Here is a 19,898-nt window from a genome sequence, read left to right as displayed (position 1 = left end):
ATTAATAGGAATAAGATAAGGTGAAACGATATGACCTGCCGGGCATTGGGAAATTGGTAATCACGGCGTAATTCTGATCAAGTAGGTTATTTACTTCGGCAGAGAACTTGATATTTTTATCGCCAATAGATTTACGGTAATGAAATGTGATATCATGGGTATACCAGGGCTGTACATAGTTTGCAGCAATATTTGCACTTTGGTCATACCGCTCTCCAGTATAAATATAACTGTAGTTCAGACCCAGGTTTCGCCAGTCTAGCCCCCCTATTATAGAACCACTGTGAACCGGAGTATAAGGAATTTGATTCCTATAGTTCAACGTTACATTGGTTACATTAAGTGCCTGCTGATAAGTATAGGTAAGCCCTAGGTTAGCGTTTAAGCCATCGGCAATTTTCCAGACAGATTGCGCATTCACATCCAGTCCTTTTATTTCAACCAAACCTAAATTCTGCATGCTCCATCTAAACAGGTTTGCCCCGGGAACAGCAACAATTTTATCCTTTACCTTATTGTAGTAAGCATCAGATTGGATACTGATCTGACTTAGCCACTTGTTTTCAAATAGCTTGATGTAAGTAAAACCCACATCATACTGCTTAGTATATTCTGGCTTCAAAAAAGTGCTGCCAATAAAAGTATAATACAGATCATTAAAAGTAGGCATCCTGAATATGTGCTTGTAAAACGCACGTAAGCGAAACTCCTTTGAACCAAAAGGCTGCCAGGAGGCCATTACAGTTGGCGTAAGCTCGCGCTTATTACCCGCAGAGTAATATTGCTCTACTTCGTCATTTACAAGTGTTCCCAATAAATTAGCCTGAATATTTAACCGGTTTAAATGAATTTCGGTGGCCAGGGCAACAAGAACCGTTTGTCTGGTAGGATACGGGAAACGGTACAAGTTCGCATCCAAAGTATTGCGCTGGTAATCTGCAGATAAAACAACGTCCCATAAGGGACTGATTTTATATCGGTTAGACAAGGTCGCATAAAACTCCTGCTGCTTGTAAATATTATTAGTTAAGCCATCATCCTTAACAATATTAGGATCCAGATATTTAGAATAATCATTCGCATATTTTACTGATGCCATTAAATTATACCGGCCCGCTTCTTTTTTATAGTTACCCTGAACAAAAAAGTTCCGGTTCCACAAGCGCTGACTGAAGTCATATACATTGTTAACTATTGCACCTGGTAAGCCCTGCTCATCATTATAAAAATAAAGCTTAGCGCTCCAGACACTACTATCGGCCAACTTACCGTATAAGCCCCCCTCCAATCGCATGGTCTCTATATCTCCATTTTTCCTAACCAGTGTAGTATCATATGTACCATTGGTATCATGGAATTTATATCTCCCATTTGCATTTTTATACTCTGCACTTATTGAGCTGTAAACCTTATCGTTTACTTTCTTTTGCCAGCGTACTGAAGGGTTAATTAAACCAAAGGAACCCGATTTAAGTGTTGCGGTTAGATGATCAGACTGTCCTTTTTCAAAAACAGGCTGTTTTGCATTAAGATATAGGGAACTCCCTGAAGCAAAACCTTTGGCCGATTGAAAGATGGTGCTCTTCTGGCCATTATAGAGTTCTATTTCCTCGATGTTATCCAAAGAAAATTTCCCGAGATCAACTTGTCCATTCTGGGCATTCCCCAATTGTACGCCATCATAAAATACAGCGGTATGATTGGTCCCCATACTCCTTACGTTGATGGTCTTTAAGCCCCCAATACCCCCATAATCCTTTAGCTGTACACCTGAGAAAAAGCGAACGGCATCAGCAACAGACAAACTGTTTAAACGTTCCAGCTCTGCTCCTGAAAGTATTTGAAGAGGTGTAGAAGAAGTTTGTCGCCGCGTAATCTTTACCCTGCTGATCTGTACTTCTTTAAGCTGGTTTACTTTATTTAACGAATCTGACCTTAAAGCTTTGGTAACAACCTTTTGTGCCAGCAGAGTTACGGGCATAAAAAAGTTAGCCAAAAAAATGGCCATAAAAGTCAATAAAGCACAATTTACGCCCCTAAAGGCATGTTTGTTTCTTATCATTTTGTTGTGAGTATTACCCACAGCAAACAGTTAGATTAAGGAAATGAAATACAATAAATAAGCACTCACTCCTAGCTTCAATCCCCGAAAGCTATGAAATCATAAAAGCGAATGGCAGGTCTTCTGACTTACTCCCGGATATTCTGCCTTCCCAATCATCCCCTTGTTAAAGGTTTAGAAAAGTGGCTTCGATTTGAATACCGTTATGGAGCTTACAGCTGCGGGACAGTTACGGAATTACACCGTATTCCCTTTTAATCCAGATAGGTTAATTCCTATCGGGAACCAAAAGCGTTGCGAAGGTACTTAATATAAAACTATCCGCAAATATTAAAAACGAAAAAGCCCCTTTTGCTTTACACAAAAGGGGCCGTATCATTAAATAAACGATATGCTATTTAATCGTAAAACTTACGCCAGCATTCACGTTAAAGCCCATACTGTTGTAACCATAATACTCAGTATACTTCTCATCCAAAACATTCTTGAAATCAGCAAATAACTTAACATGTTTTTTAACCAAAGTATACTCACCATAGATGTTTAGCAATTTGTAAGCCGGAAGATCTACAACCTTAACGGCGTTAAAATCAGCATAATCAGCATCTGTACGCTTTCCATTATACTTAAATGAAGAACTTACATAAAGCTGCTTTGTAGCCTGAACACCCGCATTTACACCGAAAACATGTTTTGGCCTGCGCATTAGATGGTTAGAAACATCTCTCGCTACATCATTAAATTCCTTACCTTCTACATAAGCGTAAAATCCGTTCAGGTTAAAAGTTCCAAATTTCACCGATGGCTCTACTTCCAAACCTTTGGCCGTTTGATACGGCTGATTTACATATCCTGAATTTGTAAATACAATACCATCCGTTAGATCTCTTTTAAAACCTGCAACTCGCAAAGTGTATTTATTGTCAGCAAGACTAAAATTAACTCCTGCTTCGTAGTTTTTAGAACGCTCCGGTTTAAGATTCAAATTGGCGCCATACAATCCGAATAAATTTGCAAGCGTAGGTGTTTTAAATGATGTTGAAATGGTACCGAATAACTTAACTTGTTTTATAATGTTAATCGAAGGGGTAATATTGTAAGTATAATTTTCTCCAAAGTCTTTATGTTTATTGTAACGTCCACCTATCTCAAGGTTAAAAATGCTTAAATCATGTGCAAATACCGATGCATAGGTACTAAATAGATTGGTCGATACGCTTGGACCTGAATTCGATCTAGAGTTGGTAGCTCTATTATCTAAACCCACCAAAACATCAATATTATTACCTACTTTTTGATTGTAAAATAAATCAATCAGACTCAATTTACCTTCACCGAGGCTTGCACCATATTGAGTTTCAGAACCTAGTGATGAAGTTTCGTAACTGTAATTGAAAGTAACTTTACCTGTTCCGAAGTTATATCTTGAACTAACACCACCATTGAAGTGCTTAAGCTTTGAATTATTGTTTGGATCATCTACAAATGACGTCGCATCAAAATCATAATGGCCGTAAAAATAGCGAAGGAACGGGCTAATACTGAAATTATCAGTGGCCTGCAAAGAGAAATTTGCATTAACTGCCCCGGTCTTGTTGCCATCCTTTTCAAATGGGGTTGTATTCCCTACCGGTTCTGCAGCTTCCGAAAAACCATCAGTTTTGATTTGCGTATAGGCAATGTTGTAGGAAAATCTATCCACATTGGCACTCACCCCGATTGTTCCTTTGTAGGTGTTATAAGTACCGTAACTGGCTACACCATAAACACTATTTCCAGCATCTTTACCTTTTTTTGTTACGATGTTAATTACACCTGCTATTGCATCAGAGCCATAAATAGTCGACTGACCGCCTTTTAAAATCTCAATATGATCAACCTGATCAATAGAGAACATCCGAAGATCGAGCGCGCTTCCTGAACCGGCCGGATTATTTACCAGGATACCATCAATCAACACTACTGCATGGGCGCTTGCAGCTCCCCTTACAAATAAACTTTTATTTAAACCAGCATTTGCGGTTGCGGCACCTACTACGATTCCGGCCTGCTCATTTAGCAGTTCCATCAAATTTTTACCCTGGCTCCGATCTAACACGTCACGACCAATAATGGTAACTACCTTACCGGTCTGTGATTGCTTCTGGTCATTTTTTGTGGCCGAGATAACAACGCTATCAAGACTTACGACCTTCTGGGCTTGTGATGTTTCTGTAACGCCCAGCTGGATTATACCAGCACTCATTGCAATTAATAGTTTACTATTAAACTTCATTTTATTTTGTTTTTGTTTGTGAGCTTTTTTACCCACAGCAAACAGATAGATCAAGGAAATGAAATACAATAAACAAGCACTCACCCCTAGCTTCAGTCCCCGAAAGCTATGAAATATTATTACTTATGGCAGGTCTTCTGACTTACTCCCGGATATCCTGCCTTCCCAATCATCGTTCTTTTAACAGAATCTGAAAAGTGGCTTCGATTTGAACACCGTTATAGAGCTTACAGCTGCGGGACAGTTACGGATTTACACCGTATTCCCTTTTAATCCAGATAGATCAACTATCCAGAACCAAAAGCGAGGCGAATGTAATCAATTATCCATCCACCAACAAAACCTATATTTTTTATTACTTATATTTATCAGTATTAACCTACGGCAATGAACAAAACAATTTTCGCTTTACTGCTCATGATCAGCCTCCATTCTGCAGCACAAAAAACCGACACCGTACTGATCGAAAAGCTCATGAATCAACACCCAGAGCTATTTTCAAGTGTTTTAAATCATCCTCAAAAAAATCAAATACAGGTCAGATATACTCAAGTAAACAGAGACTTAAAAAACAAAACAACCTTTAAATCCTACAGCTACAATTTAAATGATCATCGTTATTTTTATCCGGCCAGTACAGTAAAGCTTGCTGCAGTAATCTTTGCCTTGGAGAAAATAAACGAACTTAAAATAAAAGGGTTTAGCGCTGCCAGTACCATGATCACAGATAGTGCAAGATCGGGCCAAACGAAGGTATTGGTTGATACAACCGCTAAAAATGGCCTACCATCTATAGAACAATACATTAAAAAAATATTATTAACCAGCGACAATGATGCCTTTAATCGCTTATTTGAGTTTATCGGTCGTGCAGAGATCAATAGTAAACTTAAAAAATATGGATACCACGACAGCAGGATACTGAATAGATTAGCTATCGGCGATTCTGGAGAGCCCGCAAAACACACCAATCCGATCCGATTTTACAATGGTCAGCAGTTGGTGTACACTCAGCCTCCACAATACGACCCTAAAAAATATCCTTTAAAATTGTCCAATACAGTTATGGGCATTGGATACATTGACAGTGCCGAAAAACTAGTAAACAAACCTTTTAACCTCTCCAACAAGAATGCGTTTAGCATCACAGATCAACAAGCGATGATGAAAAAGTTAATCCATCCTGAAGCATTCCCTGCTAAAGAACGTTTTAACTTAACACCTGCCGATTACCAACTCATCTACGTCTATATGAGTAAACTACCAACAGAAAGTGATTACCCAGCTTATGATCCTAAGGAATTTTGGCCGACCTATTCCAAAATGCTATACTATGGCCGAGAAAAAGATGCGGTATTGAATCCTGATTTGAAAATATTTAATAAATACGGCGACTCTTACGGCTTTATCATAGATAACGCGTATTTCAAAGACAGCAAACATAAAGTAGAGTTCTTTTTAACAGCAGTAATTCAATCCAATGATGATGGAATTTATAACGATGGAAAGTATGAGTATACTACAGTATGCTATCCTTTTATGAAGAACATCGGAAAACTAATCTACGATTACGAGCTGCAGAGAAAACACACGAAATAAGTGTAATCTATAGCCTACTTTTCGTTGAGTAACTGTTGCTTAATTTCGCCCAACTTATGCATCTCATTTATTGGCAGCACCGGATATTTGAGATCTAATTTTTTAAACGTATCTAGCACAATCTTACTTATAGCCAACCTGGCATACCATTTCTTATCAGCAGGGATGACGTACCAAGGCGCCCCTTGCGTAGAAGTTTCCGTTAAGGCCTCTTCATAGGCTTTCATATAATCTTCCCATAAAGCACGTTCGGCGATATCAGCAGAAGAAAACTTCCAATTCTTAGCCGGATCATCAATTCTATCCAGGAAACGTTGACGCTGCTCCTCTTTGGAAACATGTAAAAATATTTTCACAATAACAGTTCCATTATCACTAATATGCTGCTCAAAATTCCTAATACTCTCGTACCTCCGGTTCCAAAAAGCCTTATTTATTTTTTTAATATTACTATAGCCAGGGATCTTTTCATTTAACACATATTCAGGATGTACTTTACACACCAATACATTTTCATAATGAGACCGGTTATGAATACCTATTCGTCCTTTTTCTGGTAAAGCTTTGTAATGACGCCATAAAAAATCATGATCATACTCTTCCGATGTTGGCGTTTTAAAAGTAAATACCTGGCAACCCTGAGGATTTAAACCCGACATTACATGCTCTATCGCACTATCCTTCCCCGCAGCATCCATCGCCTGAAAAAGAATCAAGACAGAATGAGAATCAGCAGCATACAACCTTTCCTGAAGTTCATCCAACTGCTCTTTAATCTCAGCCAGCTCCAATACTGCATTTCCCTTCACTTGAGGCCCTTTATATTGGGTTGGATAATCGCTAAGTAAAACCTTCTTTCCTGGACTAACTAAATATTCTGCTATCTCTTTTTCCATCATACAATTTAACATAAATAATAACACTTATAGACTAACAATTCTAAGATTCAATTGTTTAAACGGTAATATGATAACCAAGTAACGGATTTTGGGATAAATCCGCAAACAGAAAGGAGTTCAATTATGGGTAAAGTTAGAAATGTCTTACAAGAGAAAACCATTCCCGTTATTTTTGTAAGTCCCGACACTACTGTTTTTGAGGCGCTAGAGCTAATGTTTAAAAAAAACATTGGGGCCCTTTTAGTAATGGAACAAGAAAAATTCGTCGGAATGATGACGGAAAGAGATTATGCCCGAAAGGTTATTTTGAAAGGAAAATCGTCTAAAGATACCCTAGTCAAAGAAATTTTGACCGAAAATCCTGTCATCGTATCATCCAATACAACAATTGAAGAATGTATGTGGTTAATGACCAACAAATTCACCAGACATCTACCAGTCATAGACGATGATAAGCTAACCGGTATTGTTTCTATTGGCGACATAGTGAAGTATATCATCGATGAACAGAAATTCATCATCGGAAACTTGGAGCATTACATTACAGGTGGCAGATAGACGGGAAAGATCAAATAATTACGTTAATTTGCAACCTTACTTTTTAACACTATTTAACACAAACTGTTTTACGTTTTTTTGATCTTTACGTCCATGTTTAAAGAAATTCGCAATAAGTATCTCCGTTATTCAAGCATATTCCTTTTTTGTATCATCATCTTTTTTTGCGCGCTACAGCTCAACTTCTTATGGTTATTTGGCTACTCGCCATCTTATGAAGACATCAAAACGCCAACCCTTCGTGTGGGCTCAGAATTGTACACTTCAGATGGGAAGCTAATCGGTCGTTATTACAAAGAGAACCGCACACCAGTAAGTTTTAAAGAAATATCACCTAGCGTAATTAATGCACTTATTGCAACAGAAGATGTTCGTTTCTATAGCCACATCGGTATCGATTTCCGTTCCCTGCTTTCCAGCGGACTCTCTACAGCAACGGGCGACAAGCGCGGGGCAAGTACCATTACACAACAGCTGGCAAAAAATTTATACCAAACCAGATACAATAAATCTCAAGGCTTTTTAAGCCATGTGCCGGTGCTCCGGACCATTATTGCAAAACTAAAAGAATGGCTCACTGCAGTAAAATTAGAATCCAATTATCCTAAAAACGAGATCATTACCATGTACTTAAATACCGTTTCCTTCGGTAATAATGCATATGGTATCAAAACAGCTGCCCGTGTCTATTTCGATAAAGAAGCTAACCAACTGGATGTACCTGAATCGGCCTTATTGGTAGGGATGCTAAAAGGGACTACCACTTATAACCCTATCAGAAACCCTCAAAAAGCATTAGAACGTCGTAATGTTGCTTTGGCACAGATGAATAAATACAATTACATATCTGCTGCCGAATTAAATGCCTATAAAAACACCCCAATAAAACTTAAAGAAGGACGAATAGATGAAGGTAGCGATGGCGATTCGTATTTAAGAGCTGCTGTAGATAAATACCTTGAAAAGTGGTGTAAGGATAATGGTTACAACCTATATGAAGATGGTTTAAAAATCTATACAACCATTGACTCAAAACTTCAACAATACGCGGAAGAAGCGGTGAATGAACAGATGAAGACCCTTCAAAGAAGGTTTTATAGTATTTGGGGCAATGAAGATCCATGGGAAGATTCGGAAGGAAAAAAAGTAGACTACCCGGATCGTGCCATGCGCAATCTTCCTATCTTTAAAATACTGGAAAAGAAATTCCCAAATAATCCTGATTCCGTAACGGCTTATTTCAACAAAAAGAAAAAGATGAAAATCTTTACCTGGAAAGGTGATCGTGACACGCTGTTTTCGACAATGGACTCCATCCGTTACTACGGAAAGATTCTGAACGTAGGAATGATGACCCTTGACCCTTTTAATGGAAAAATAAAAGTTTGGGTGGGTGGTCTTGACCATAAATATTTTAAGTACGACCACGTAAATCAGTCGAAAAGACAAGCTGGCTCTATCTTTAAACCTTTTGCCTACCTGGCAGCATTGGAAAGCGGCATGAATCCATGTGACAAGATCACAGACAAGCCTGTAAAAATAGCCTACCAGGAGAAAGGAAAAACAGAATACTGGGAACCTAAAAATGCCAGCTATAGCTTTAGCTACAATGATATGTCGCTCCGTTATGCAATGGCACGCTCTGTAAATACCGTTACTGCGCAGATTACTGAAAAAGTTGGATGGGATAATGTGGTAAAATGGGCACACGAATGCGGTATCGACAGTCATTTAGAATCCGTTCCATCAGTTGGATTAGGCCCAAATGATGTTACCGTGTTTGAAATGGTTAAAGCCTATGGCACCTTCTTAAACGATGGTATAAAAACTGATCCTATTCTTGTAGAAAAGATAACCGATTTAGATGATAACGTTATTGAGGATTTCAAACCCAAAACTAAAAGAACCCTTACTGAAGAAATGTCCTGGTTAATGTTATACATGCTTAGAGGGGGTATGGAAGAACCAGGTGGAACTTCTCAAGCCTTATGGGAATGGGATCTTTGGAAAAAAGGAAACCAGATAGGTGGAAAAACAGGTACATCAAGTGATTACGTAGATGCCTGGTATATGGGCGTTACCAAAGATTTGGTTACTGGCATTTGGGTAGGTTGTGATGAACGTACAGCGCATTTTAAAAACGGAGAAACAGGTGAAGGATCCAGAACAGCACTTCCTATTTTTGGTAAGTTCATGGAAAAAGTATACAAAGATCCAAGTACTGGATATACGATGGGCCCTTTCCCTAAAGCAAAAGTAAAAATCACAAGAGAAATCAATTGTCCAACACCTAGATACGAGAGAGACACTACTGAAAATGATAGTCTGGCAGTAGATTCTACCGATTTTGAAGTAGTCCCAACCATGGAATCACAGCCAGTTACAAGTGAACCTGTGATACAAAAGACAGAAGAAAAGAAAACTCCGGAACCTATTAAACAACCTGCCGCCGAAGTTCCCCTAACAAAAAAAGAACAAAGGGAACAAAGAAGAAAACAACGTCAGGAAGAGAAAGAAAAAAAGAAAAATAACGAAATATGAACAAAAGCTATACTTTCCTAAGAGGATTAATTGCCGTATTGTTTATCCTTACAACATCTTCTGCCGCGCTACAGGCTCAATATTTCGGACAAAACAAGGTGCGTTACAACAACGAGAAATTTAAAGTTTTACAAACACCTCACTTCGAAATCTATTATTACCTGAAGAATGAAAAACTGATTGAAAAGTTTGCTCAGGATGCAGAAACCTGGTACAAGATGCACCAGGAAATATTCAAGGATACCTTTGTAAAGAAAAATCCAATCATTCTATACAATAACCATCCCGACTTTCAACAGACTACCGCCCTTCAAGGTGAAATAGGCATAGGAACAGGTGGGGTTACCGAAGCTTTTAAAAACAGGGTAATCATGCCGGTTATGGAGCTCAATAACCAAACCAGGCACGTATTAGGCCACGAGCTTGTCCACGCCTTCCAATATCATCTCCTACTAGAAAAAGACTCTGTAAATCTGGAAAACATTAGCCAGATCCCCTTATGGATGATTGAGGGTATGGCGGAGTACTTATCAGTAGGCAAAACAGATGCCTTCACAGCTATGTGGATGCGCGATGCCTTATTAAACAGAGATATTCCTTCGTTAAAAGACTTAACCAACTCCAATAAATACTTCCCTTACCGTTACGGTCAGGCATTTTGGACTTTTGTAGGTTCGGTATATGGAGACTCCACTATCGTTCCCTTATTTAAAGCAACGGTAAAATATGGTTATGAAAACGGATTAAGGTATACTTTTGGTTACGACGATAGGGCATTATCAGGCTTATGGAAAAATGCTATTGAAGCCCATTACCGCCCAATGCTTAAAACTGATAGCTCTCAAATCAAAATCGTTGGAACAAAAATCATAGATAATAAAAACGCAGGCAATATGAATGTTGCCCCATCTATCAGTCCAGATGGTAAATACCTCGCCTTCTTATCGGAAAAAGACCTTTTTGGTATCGACCTCTTTCTCGCCGATGCTAAAACAGGAAAAGTGCTCCGAAAGTTAAGCAGTCAGGTCTCCAACTCCCACATCGACGATTTTAACTTTTTAGAATCAGCTGGTACATGGTCGCCAGATGGTAAACAGTTCGCTTTTAGTATTTTCAGTAAAGGTAAAAACCAACTGATGATCATCAATGTAAACAACGGAAGCGTTGCCTTACGTGCACAAATGGGCGATGTAGCTCAGTTTGGAAACCTTTCCTGGTCTCCAAACGGTGATGATATTGCCTTCTCTGGAATGATCCAGGGTCAAAGCGACATCTTCTCATACAACCTTAAAACGAAGGTCGTTACACAAATCACCAATGATGTATATTCCGACTATGCCCCTGCTTACTCACAAGACGGGAAAAAGATAGCATTCTCGTCAGACAGAGCTTCCATAAAAAGCAATAACAATGAGGCTGTTCATCCGATCAACTTGAGTATTTATGATGTTGAAAGCAAATCCTTAAACGATGTCCCTGTATTTCCAGGCGCCAATAACCTGAATGCACAGTTCTCTGGTGATAGTAAAAGGTTGTTTTTCTTATCCAATAGAGACGGCTTCAGAAACCTTTACGAATATACGCTGGCCGACAATAGTGTAAAACAGCTTACTGACTACTTTACAGGAATCAGCGGCATTACCGAATTCTCACCAGCTATTTCCGTATCCAGAAATGACGAGATCGTTTATAGCTATTACCGCTATCAGCGTTACACACTTTACAACTCCCCTGCAAGTGCTTTCCGTGCAAAAACAGTGGATGCTAATGCTGTAAATTTTGATGCTGCTATCCTACCCCCAATGGAAAGCACTGGCGTAGACATTGTAAATTCAAACCTTAAAAACTTTGAGCGTTTTGAAAGGACCGTTACCGACTCTATGCGCCTTATTCCTTACACCCCGAAATTCAAATTAGATTACCTGGCCAATAGTGGTGTAGGTGTGTCTACCAGCAGATTTGGGACAGGCGTTCAAGGTGGTATTGTGGGTATGTTTAGCGATATCCTGGGCCGCAACCAAATCATAGCCAATCTGTCTGTTAACGGAGAGATTTACGACATCGGCGGATTAGTAGGTTATATCAATCAACAAAAGAGAATTAGTTGGGGTGCTGCCTTATCGCATATTCCTTATATCAGTGGTTACCGGGACATTGTTAAGACTACAATCAAAGACAGAAACGGAAACAACATGAATGTATTTGATGACAGAACAGATCTTGTCAGGACTTTTGAAGATCAAGCCCAGCTATTTGCAGCCTATCCATTCAATAAAGTACACCGTTTTGAGGTTGGAGGTGCGTTCTCCCGTTACAGCTATAGAGTTGACCGCATTAGCAATTATTACGAAAGAGTAGGTGATCAAATTGGTTACTACATCACCTCAGAAAAAAGAAAAGTTCCAATTGACTCCGCGACCAATCCATTTGGAGCACAATTAAAAAGTTTCAATATCTTTCAATTAAACGCCAATTTTGTTGGAGACAATTCTATTAATGGAATCGCCGCTCCTTTAGATGGCTTTAGATACAGAGTGGGCGTCGAACAGTATTTTGGTGACTACAACTTCTCTGCGGTTACTGTGGATATAAGAAAATACTGGCGTTTAAAACCAGTTACCATTGCAGCAAGAAGCTACAACTACCTAAGAATCGGTAAAGAAGGAGAAAACCTTTATCCATTATTTATAGGATATCCTTATCTAATCAGAGGATATGAAGCCACATCACTTTACAATAACAGTTCAGGTTTCACCAATGGTTTTGATATCAATCAGCTGTCTGGAAATAAAATTGCAGTATTTAATTTAGAACTAAGGCTTCCATTTACCGGTCCTAAAAAATTAGCCGCGATTCCTTCTAAATTCCTGTTCACCGATCTAAATGTTTTCTTTGATGCCGGTCTGGCATGGAATGAGGACTCTAAAATTGTTTTCAAAAATCAACCGGTAAATAATTATGATCCTAAGACGGGTGTAAATGGCGAGATATTAACTGACCTTAATGGAAACCCTATCTATCAGAAAACGAATGAACGCGTTCCTGCGATGAGTGTAGGTATATCAGTTAGGGTAAATATGTTCGGTGCTTTTGTACTGGAGCCTTATTACGCCTTCCCTTTCCAACGTAAAGACATTTCAGGAGGTGTATTTGGGTTAACCTTTGCACCTGGATGGTAATTACACCAAAAGCTTTTCTAAGGCCGATCATAAATCATGATCGGCCTTTTTTGTGTAGATATAGGGCGTTAACTAGGAAAGCATATTAAAATTCAGGTTCACCTGATTGATCATTTTTCTCCCGGAGGTGATGTGTTCGAAATCCAAACCAATAGTTAGATCAACCCAGTCCGGATTACAAGACCTTACCAAACGCTCCTTCTGCGTTCTGGTGAATCTGCTGATCAGTTTAAAACGACTTAGTGCCTGAGCCTCTGTTTTAAATTCTTCAAAGTAAACCAGTCTCGTCAACTGCTGTCCACTGTCAAAAAATAAACAAGGCATTTGTTTATAGAAATCTAATGTTTTAATTAGATCAGAACTCATTCCTACATGTAAACTTGTTCTGTTTCTGTCTGTTATCACGTACACAAAATTTTTCATAACACTAAGCTTAAATAAGATTAACTAAATTAGTTAGCATAACTATTGGATATTCGAATTAATAATACTAACTTTATTGGTACAATAATACTAACAATATTAGTAAAAACAAACTTATTTTAACTTTTTATTTTATGTCAAATATTTCATCCAACCTTAAGTACTTAAGAAAGAAAAAAGGCCATACACAGCAGCAATTCGCTGATGCTATGGGAATTAAAAGGTCACTTATTGGTGCTTATGAAGAAGACCGGGCTGAACCAAAATACGATTTGCTAAAAAAAATAGCAGAATACTTTGACCTAACAATAGATGAGTTTATTAACGAAAGCATCAATGAAGACTGGAAACCCAAGCCAAAAAGCCAGGGATCAAATCTTCGTATATTAAGTATATCAGTCGACAAAGACGACAATGAGAATATAGAAATGGTTCCTGTAAAGGCTAGCGCCGGATACTTGAACGGATTTTCTGATCCACAATACATTAAAGACTTACCAAAATTTCAACTTCCCCTTCCGTTTTTAAAACATGGAACCTTTAGAGCTTTTGAAATTGTAGGTGACTCTATGCTACCTATACAACCGGGAAGTATCATCGTTGCAGAATATATGGACAACTGGAATGATGTTAAAACTGGAGAAACCTATATCATAATCAGTAAAAATGAAGGTGTGGTTTACAAAAGAGCTGGTAACCGCTTCAAAGAAAACAAAGATCTTAAACTGATCTCTGACAATAGAATCTACGATCCATACACTGTCGCAGCTGAAGACATTCTGGAAATATGGAAAGCCAAAGCTTACATCTCAACTGCTTTACCTGATCCAACACCAGAACCAAGCATAGAAACGCTAAGTACCATGATGGCACAGATGCAGAAATCTATCTCGCAACTGAACAAAAACTAAAGACACCTTATACTACCTGTTGAACTGACCACGATTAGCTGCGAAGCAAAATAAATTCAATTCAACAGGTATACTTTAATCTGCTTTGTATATTTTTGAAACCATGAACAAAGCAGAGCAATTCATCCAAAGCAGGCTACAGGAAAGAGCCGACAAGGGCATACTCAGAGCGCTCTCCTCTACCAACTTCCCCATAGATTTTTCTTCCAATGATTACCTTGGTTTTGCAAGGTCAGCCGAATTAAAGATCCGTACTGCAACCACACTAGGTCAAATACCACATTATAAAAACGGTGCTACCGGCTCCCGTTTACTTAGTGGCAACCATAACTTCACCGAAGAGACTGAACAAGCCATTGCAAACTTTCATCAGGCAGAAGCGGGACTAATCTTCAATTCCGGTTATGATGCCAATGTCGGCCTCATATCCAGCTTAGCACAACGTGGCGATACCGTCATAGCCGACGAGTTGATACATGCAAGTCTGATAGATGGAGCCAGACTTAGCCATGCCAACCGTTATACCTTTAAACATAACGACCTGAATGAGCTGGAAGCCAAACTAAAAGTAGCCAAAGGCAATATTTATGTACTTATAGAAAGCGTATATTCTATGGATGGTGATATTGCCCCATTGGTAGAAATCAACAAGCTTTGCCATCAGTACCAGGCACAGCTGATTGTGGATGAAGCCCATGCCCTTGGTGTATTCGGAGATCATGGTGTAGGCTTAGTTCAAATGCTCGGACTAGAACATGAAGTCTTTGCACGTATTGTAACTTTTGGTAAAGCCCTTGGCTGTCATGGTGCCATAGTCCTGGGAAGCACAAACCTGCGCACATACCTCATCAACTTTGCCCGTTCTTTTGTGTACACTACTGCAGCCCCTATCCATGCCATCGCAGCCATCCATTCGGCATACCAAATGCTGATCAAAACAGATTACACTACAAAGATCAAATCAAAAATAACCCTATATCTTAATTTATTAAAAGACTCAAATATCCCTACTATTCAAAGTACAAGTGCTATACAAACTGTTTTATTTAACAATAGCAGCGAAGCAAAAGCAGCGGCCCAAAGCTTACAAATTAAAGGAATCGATGTTAGAGCAATATTAAGTCCTACCGTTGCCGAAGGAAAAGAAAGACTAAGAATTTGTCTTCACCTATTTAACAGCGACCTGGAGATTAAAAAATTGGTTAATGAATTAAAGACCTTAAAACATGAATAATACATATTTTATTACCGGTATCGGAACAGGTATTGGCAAAACGATTGTCAGTGCTGTACTCACAGAAAAACTAAAGGCAGACTATTGGAAGCCTGTGCAGTCTGGCGACCTGGACATTAGCGACAGTCTATTTGTTAAACATCTCGTTAGCCCCGAAACCGTCATCCATCCAGAGCGTTATCGACTTAGTCAGCCCTTATCGCCACACTTGTCGGCAAAACTCGATGGCATTAACATTACGGTAGCATCTATAAAAAAGCCACAAACCAACAACCACCTGATCATTGAAGGCGCCGGTGGCTTAATGGTCCCTTTAAACGACGAAGAACTGATACTTGACCTGATCAAAGGTTTACAAGCCAAAGTGATTGTTGTATCTCAAAACTACCTGGGCAGTATTAATCATACCCTACTTACACTAGAAGTGCTTAAAGCAAATAAAATCGATGTAGCAGGTTTGATCTTCAATGGTACAGAAAATCAAGAAAGCGAACAGTACATCACAAATTATAGTAACGTAAAAGTGCTTGGAAGAATTCCGAAGTTAAGTGTAGTAGATAGTGAAAGTATTAAAAAAGCGGGTCAAGGCATTACCTTATAAATAAAAAAAGGGAAGTCAATCGACTCCCCTTTTTTTACAACTTATAAGTTATATCTATTTTACTGCATCAATTACAGCTTTAAAAGCTTCTGGATGGTTCATAGCTAAATCTGCTAAAACTTTACGGTTTAAACCGATATTTTTAGTTGCTAATTTACCAATTAATTGAGAGTAAGATATACCGTGCTGACGTGCTCCAGCATTGATACGCTGAATCCACAATCCGCGGAATTCTCTTTTCTTAACTTTACGGTCACGGTAAGCATATTGCAAACCTTTTTCTACCGTATTTTTAGCTACGGTGAATACCTTACTTCTTGATCCCCAATAACCTTTGGCTAAATTTAAGACCTTTTTCCTTCTTCTTCTCGAAGCTACTGCGTTTACCGAACGTGGCATGTTTTTGTTGTTTTTGATAAACGGCGTTGCGTATTACAGCAAACTTACTACCGGTTACCTGGTTAAAAATTAATTATTTACCGATTGCAAGCATACGTTTAACGTTGCCTGTGTCAGCTGCTGACACCATTGAAGTGTGTCCTAAATTACGCTTACGTTTAGTCGACATCTTAGTTAAGATGTGGCTTTTGTAGGCATTCTTCCTTGCGATTTTACCTGTTCCAGTAAGCTTAAAACGCTTTTTAGCACTGGAATTGGTTTTCATTTTTGGCATAACCTGTGTTTATATTAATGTAATTTATTTCTTAACAACCTTAGGTGCAAGCGTTAAAAACATACGCTTACCTTCTAATTTAGGTAGTAACTCTACCTTCCCTATATCTTCAAGGGCTTGAGCAAATTTCAACAACAAGATCTCTCCTTGTTCCTTGTAAACAATCGCCCTACCTTTAAAGTGAACATAAGCTCTAACTTTCTCACCATTCTCCAGGAAACTAACAGCGTGCTTTAGTTTAAACTGAAAATCGTGATCGTTAGTGTTAGGTCCAAAACGGATCTCCTTAATTACAGTCTGCTTTGCGTTTGCTTTAATCTCTTTCTGCTTTTTCTTCTGCTCGTAAACAAACTTACTGTAATCAATGATCCTACAAACTGGAGGTACTGCATTTGGAGATATTTCTACCAAATCCAATTCCAATTCGTCGGCAAGGGCCAAAGCTTTTGCCAAAGGATAGATCCCCGGTTCAACATTATCTCCAGCCAATCGCACCTCTTGTGCTCTGATATGCTGATTAATATTATGTTCTGCTTCTTTTTTCTTAAAAGGAGGACGTGGTCCCCTGTTAAATCCTGGTCTGCCTAATGCCAAATTTGTATATTGTTTAAACTGTTATTTCTTTAATTAATAATTCACTAAATTCTTGCAGTGTCATTTCACCTAAATCTCCCTCTCCATGCTTCCTTACTGACACCTTACCTTCTGCCATTTCCTTCTCACCAATAATCAACATATAAGGGATTTTCTTAACCTCTGCATCCCTGATTTTCCTTCCAATTTTCTCATCTCGGAAGTCAATCAGCCCGCGAATATCGGAATTATTTAGTTCATCTGAAACTTTTTTTGCATATTCTTCATACTTTTCAGAGATAGGAAGAATAATAAACTGCTCTGGAGAAAGCCATAGTGGGAAATTCCCAGCACAATGCTCAATCAGAACAGCAATAAAACGCTCTAATGAACCAAATGGAGCCCTATGGATCATCACCGGTCTGTGCTTCTGATTATCGCTTCCAGTATATTCCAATTCAAAACGTTCCGGCAAATTATAATCTACCTGTATTGTTCCCAATTGCCACTTTCTGCCCAAAGCATCCTTCACCATAAAGTCTAGCTTAGGACCATAAAAAGCCGCTTCACCATATTCTACTACTGTAGGTAAACCTTTTTCAGCGGCAGCTTCTATAATAGCCGTCTCAGCCAAATGCCAGTTCTCATCGCTACCAATGTATTTAGTTTTATTCTCAGGGTCTCTTAAGGAAACCTGTGCAGTGTAGTTATCAAATCCTAAAGACTTAAATACATACAATACCAAATCAATTACCTTCTTAAACTCTTCTTTTACCTGATCTGGTCTGCAAAATAAATGCGCATCATCCTGAGTAAAGCCACGAACACGAGTTAAACCATGTAGTTCACCACTTTGTTCATAACGATAAACAGTTCCAAACTCAGCAAAACGCAAAGGAAGATCTTTATAAGAGCGGGGTTTAACCTTATAAATTTCGCAGTGATGCGGACAATTCATTGGTTTCAAAAAGAACTCCTCTCCCTCCTGTGGTGTTTTTATCGGTTGAAAAGCATCCTTACCATACTTTTCATAATGGCCAGATGTAATGTATAAGTTCTTATGTCCGATATGCGGTGTAACCACCTGCTCATAACCAGCCTTACTTTGTGCCTTAGTTAAAAACTGAACCAAACGTTCACGCAAAGCAGCGCCCTTTGGCAACCACAATGGCAAGCCCATGCCCACTTTTTCAGAAAAAGCAAACAGCTCCAATTCTTTACCCAATTTACGGTGATCTCTTTTCTTAGCCTCTTCAATCATGTGAAGATATTCAGTTAGCTCACTTGCTTTAGGGAAAGTAACCCCATATATACGTGTCAACTGTTTTCTAGTCTCGTCACCACGCCAATAAGCACCGGCAACGTTCATCAGTTTTACAGCTTTCACAAAACCAGTATTAGGAATATGTGGACCGCGACAAAGATCAGTAAATTCGCCTTGTGTATAGAAAGTGATCTTACCATCTTCTAAACCTTCTAAAAGGTCTAGTTTATACTCATCGCCTTTTTCTTTAAAATAAGCGATGGCATCAGCCTTAGCAACAGCTTTACGTTCAAAAACTTCTTTCTGTTTTGCCAATTCAATGATTTTAGCTTCAATAGCCTTAAAATCATCTGATGAGAACTCTCTGTCTCCAAAATCAACATCATAATAAAAGCCGGTTTCAATAGCCGGACCAATACCAAATTTTGTTCCTGGATATAAAGCCTCTAATGCCTCGGCCATAATATGTGCCGATGAATGCCAGAAAGTAGCTTTACCAACCTGATCATTCCAGGTTAGCAATTTTACGGAAGCATCAGCCTCAATAGGCCTCGATGAATCCCAAATTTCGCCGTTTACTTCAGCAGCTAAAACATTACGGGCAAGACCCTCTGAAATAGATAAAGCAATTTGATGGGCAGTTGTGCCCTTTTCATACTGGCGGCTCGAACCGTCAGGGAGTGTAATATTAATCATCTACAACTATGATTTAAAAATTAATAAAAAATTAAATATGAATCACCTACAATGTGATTTCTAATATCGCGAAGATAAGAAAAAACTTATTTAAAGGATATAAAAATACAGAATGTCGATTCCTAAAAAAGCTATACACTAAAAACAGTGTATGGAAACAAAAGAAACGGAATTTCTTTATTCCTCTCGTAGGAATAATAAACAGCGCTTTGATAAGCGTTTAATAGCGCATATTGTTGATCTGGCGGAACAAGGCGTTCCTCGCAGAGATCTGGTAAATGATTATGGTATGAGCCCCGGTACGCTCATTGATTGGATAGCCAAATATGGTTCAGGCATAGCCAAGCACAAGCGTTATACCGCCGGAGAAAAGCGGTCGGTCATCCGGGCTATAAAAGCAGGAATGAGCG

16 protein-coding genes and 2 riboswitches are annotated in these 19,898 nt (G+C 38.8%); of the genes, 8 read left to right on the top strand and 8 right to left on the bottom strand.

All coding sequences use genetic code 11. From position 1 onward, the window contains the following. Position 1 precedes the first annotated feature (1 nt). Both EZ444_RS25535 and EZ444_RS25530 read right to left on the bottom strand, forming a co-directional pair. Positions 2 to 2,062: a TonB-dependent receptor plug domain-containing protein gene (locus EZ444_RS25535; RefSeq protein ID WP_131612720.1), complete on the bottom strand. Its 2,061-nt coding sequence runs from the start codon at positions 2,060 to 2,062 to the stop codon at positions 2 to 4. A 96-nt stretch (positions 2,063 to 2,158) separates the two neighbouring features. After that, positions 2,159 to 2,367: riboswitch (cobalamin riboswitch) on the bottom strand. 89 nt (positions 2,368 to 2,456) lie between these two features. Beyond that, entirely contained in the window at positions 2,457 to 4,337 is a 1,881-nt protein-coding gene (locus EZ444_RS25530; RefSeq protein WP_131612718.1) for a TonB-dependent receptor plug domain-containing protein, read from the bottom strand. A gap of 110 nt (positions 4,338 to 4,447) precedes the next feature. Further along, a riboswitch (cobalamin riboswitch) is annotated at positions 4,448 to 4,654 on the bottom strand. 70 nt (positions 4,655 to 4,724) lie between these two features. Here EZ444_RS25530 and EZ444_RS25525 point away from each other — a divergent pair. After that, positions 4,725 to 5,936, top strand: a complete 1,212-nt coding sequence (locus tag EZ444_RS25525; RefSeq protein WP_131612716.1) for a serine hydrolase — start codon at positions 4,725 to 4,727, stop codon at positions 5,934 to 5,936. Between the two features lie 14 nt (positions 5,937 to 5,950). Here the strand turns inward: EZ444_RS25525 and EZ444_RS25520 are convergent, their stop codons facing one another. Then, entirely contained in the window at positions 5,951 to 6,835 is an 885-nt protein-coding gene (locus EZ444_RS25520; protein WP_225874851.1) for a polyphosphate kinase 2 family protein, read from the bottom strand. A gap of 123 nt (positions 6,836 to 6,958) precedes the next feature. Between EZ444_RS25520 and EZ444_RS25515 the strand changes: the two genes are divergently transcribed. From EZ444_RS25515 to EZ444_RS25505, 3 genes are all read left to right on the top strand, one after another. Next, positions 6,959 to 7,393 carry a CBS domain-containing protein gene (locus EZ444_RS25515; RefSeq protein ID WP_131612714.1) on the top strand — a complete coding sequence of 145 codons (435 nt, stop codon included), beginning with the start codon at positions 6,959 to 6,961 and terminating at the stop codon, positions 7,391 to 7,393. Positions 7,394 to 7,486: 93 nt separating this feature from the next. Then, entirely contained in the window at positions 7,487 to 9,934 is a 2,448-nt protein-coding gene (locus tag EZ444_RS25510) for a penicillin-binding protein 1A (RefSeq protein ID WP_131612712.1), read from the top strand. Next, entirely contained in the window at positions 9,931 to 13,113 is a 3,183-nt protein-coding gene (locus EZ444_RS25505) for a basic secretory protein-like protein (protein WP_131612710.1), read from the top strand. Before EZ444_RS25510 ends, EZ444_RS25505 begins: the two co-directional genes overlap by 4 nt. Positions 13,114 to 13,185: 72 nt before the next feature. On the opposite strand, the gene EZ444_RS25500 is transcribed toward EZ444_RS25505, so the two are convergent. After that, complete coding sequence (locus EZ444_RS25500; protein WP_131612708.1) at positions 13,186 to 13,536, bottom strand: GIY-YIG nuclease family protein; 351 nt, start codon at positions 13,534 to 13,536, stop codon at positions 13,186 to 13,188. 134 nt (positions 13,537 to 13,670) lie between these two features. On the opposite strand from EZ444_RS25500, the gene EZ444_RS25495 reads away from it, so the two are divergent. The 3 genes from EZ444_RS25495 (at position 13,671) to bioD (ending at position 16,282) form a co-directional block, all read left to right on the top strand. After that, the gene (locus tag EZ444_RS25495) at positions 13,671 to 14,447 is read left to right on the top strand and encodes an XRE family transcriptional regulator (protein WP_131612706.1); all 777 of its coding nucleotides are present in this window, start codon (positions 13,671 to 13,673) and stop codon (positions 14,445 to 14,447) included. A 103-nt stretch (positions 14,448 to 14,550) separates the two neighbouring features. Beyond that, a complete protein-coding gene (locus tag EZ444_RS25490) occupies positions 14,551 to 15,681 on the top strand; it encodes an aminotransferase class I/II-fold pyridoxal phosphate-dependent enzyme (RefSeq protein WP_131612704.1) in 1,131 nt (376 codons plus the stop codon). Next, positions 15,674 to 16,282 (top strand): dethiobiotin synthase, encoded by a 609-nt coding sequence (bioD, locus tag EZ444_RS25485; protein ID WP_131612702.1) that lies wholly within the window; start codon positions 15,674 to 15,676, stop codon positions 16,280 to 16,282. The genes EZ444_RS25490 and bioD overlap by 8 nt, the downstream gene beginning before the upstream one ends. Before the next feature lie 54 nt (positions 16,283 to 16,336). Here bioD and rplT read toward each other — a convergent pair whose 3' ends face one another. The 4 genes from rplT to thrS form a co-directional block, all read right to left on the bottom strand. Continuing rightward, entirely contained in the window at positions 16,337 to 16,681 is a 345-nt protein-coding gene (gene rplT / locus EZ444_RS25480) for a 50S ribosomal protein L20 (RefSeq protein ID WP_090783774.1), read from the bottom strand. Positions 16,682 to 16,754: 73 nt separating this feature from the next. Continuing rightward, positions 16,755 to 16,955, bottom strand: a complete 201-nt coding sequence (gene rpmI / locus EZ444_RS25475; RefSeq protein WP_084290179.1) for a 50S ribosomal protein L35 — start codon at positions 16,953 to 16,955, stop codon at positions 16,755 to 16,757. 24 nt (positions 16,956 to 16,979) lie between these two features. After that, a complete protein-coding gene (gene infC / locus EZ444_RS25470; RefSeq protein WP_084290180.1) occupies positions 16,980 to 17,549 on the bottom strand; it encodes a translation initiation factor IF-3 in 570 nt (189 codons plus the stop codon). 13 nt (positions 17,550 to 17,562) lie between these two features. Beyond that, positions 17,563 to 19,488 carry a threonine--tRNA ligase gene (gene thrS / locus EZ444_RS25465; protein WP_131612700.1) on the bottom strand — a complete coding sequence of 642 codons (1,926 nt, stop codon included), beginning with the start codon at positions 19,486 to 19,488 and terminating at the stop codon, positions 17,563 to 17,565. A 151-nt stretch (positions 19,489 to 19,639) separates the two neighbouring features. Between thrS and EZ444_RS25460 the strand changes: the two genes are divergently transcribed. Continuing rightward, a partial coding sequence (locus EZ444_RS25460) for a transposase (RefSeq protein ID WP_165503623.1) occupies positions 19,640 to 19,898 on the top strand: 259 nt, incomplete at its 3' end.

Source organism: Pedobacter hiemivivus, from assembly GCF_004331685.1.
GTDB classification, from domain to species: domain Bacteria; phylum Bacteroidota; class Bacteroidia; order Sphingobacteriales; family Sphingobacteriaceae; genus Pedobacter; species Pedobacter hiemivivus.
Note: the sequence above shows the minus strand (reverse complement) of the source record. Positions and strands in the feature narration are given on the sequence as shown.

Excerpts from the sequence above, each read along its gene's own strand:
- EZ444_RS25535 (WP_131612720.1), bottom strand. The coding sequence starts at position 2,062 with ATGATAAGAAACAAACATGCCTTTAGGGGCGTAAATTGTGCTTTATTG.
- EZ444_RS25530 (WP_131612718.1), bottom strand. The coding sequence starts at position 4,337 with ATGAAGTTTAATAGTAAACTATTAATTGCAATGAGTGCTGGTATAATC.
- EZ444_RS25525 (WP_131612716.1), top strand. The coding sequence starts at position 4,725 with ATGAACAAAACAATTTTCGCTTTACTGCTCATGATCAGCCTCCATTCT.
- EZ444_RS25520 (WP_225874851.1), bottom strand. The coding sequence starts at position 6,835 with ATGATGGAAAAAGAGATAGCAGAATATTTAGTTAGTCCAGGAAAGAAG.
- EZ444_RS25515 (WP_131612714.1), top strand. The coding sequence starts at position 6,959 with ATGGGTAAAGTTAGAAATGTCTTACAAGAGAAAACCATTCCCGTTATT.
- EZ444_RS25510 (WP_131612712.1), top strand. The coding sequence starts at position 7,487 with ATGTTTAAAGAAATTCGCAATAAGTATCTCCGTTATTCAAGCATATTC.
- EZ444_RS25505 (WP_131612710.1), top strand. The coding sequence starts at position 9,931 with ATGAACAAAAGCTATACTTTCCTAAGAGGATTAATTGCCGTATTGTTT.
- EZ444_RS25500 (WP_131612708.1), bottom strand. The coding sequence starts at position 13,536 with ATGAAAAATTTTGTGTACGTGATAACAGACAGAAACAGAACAAGTTTA.
- EZ444_RS25495 (WP_131612706.1), top strand. The coding sequence starts at position 13,671 with ATGTCAAATATTTCATCCAACCTTAAGTACTTAAGAAAGAAAAAAGGC.
- EZ444_RS25490 (WP_131612704.1), top strand. The coding sequence starts at position 14,551 with ATGAACAAAGCAGAGCAATTCATCCAAAGCAGGCTACAGGAAAGAGCC.
- bioD (WP_131612702.1), top strand. The coding sequence starts at position 15,674 with ATGAATAATACATATTTTATTACCGGTATCGGAACAGGTATTGGCAAA.
- rplT (WP_090783774.1), bottom strand. The coding sequence starts at position 16,681 with ATGCCACGTTCGGTAAACGCAGTAGCTTCGAGAAGAAGAAGGAAAAAG.
- rpmI (WP_084290179.1), bottom strand. The coding sequence starts at position 16,955 with ATGCCAAAAATGAAAACCAATTCCAGTGCTAAAAAGCGTTTTAAGCTT.
- thrS (WP_131612700.1), bottom strand. The coding sequence starts at position 19,488 with ATGATTAATATTACACTCCCTGACGGTTCGAGCCGCCAGTATGAAAAG.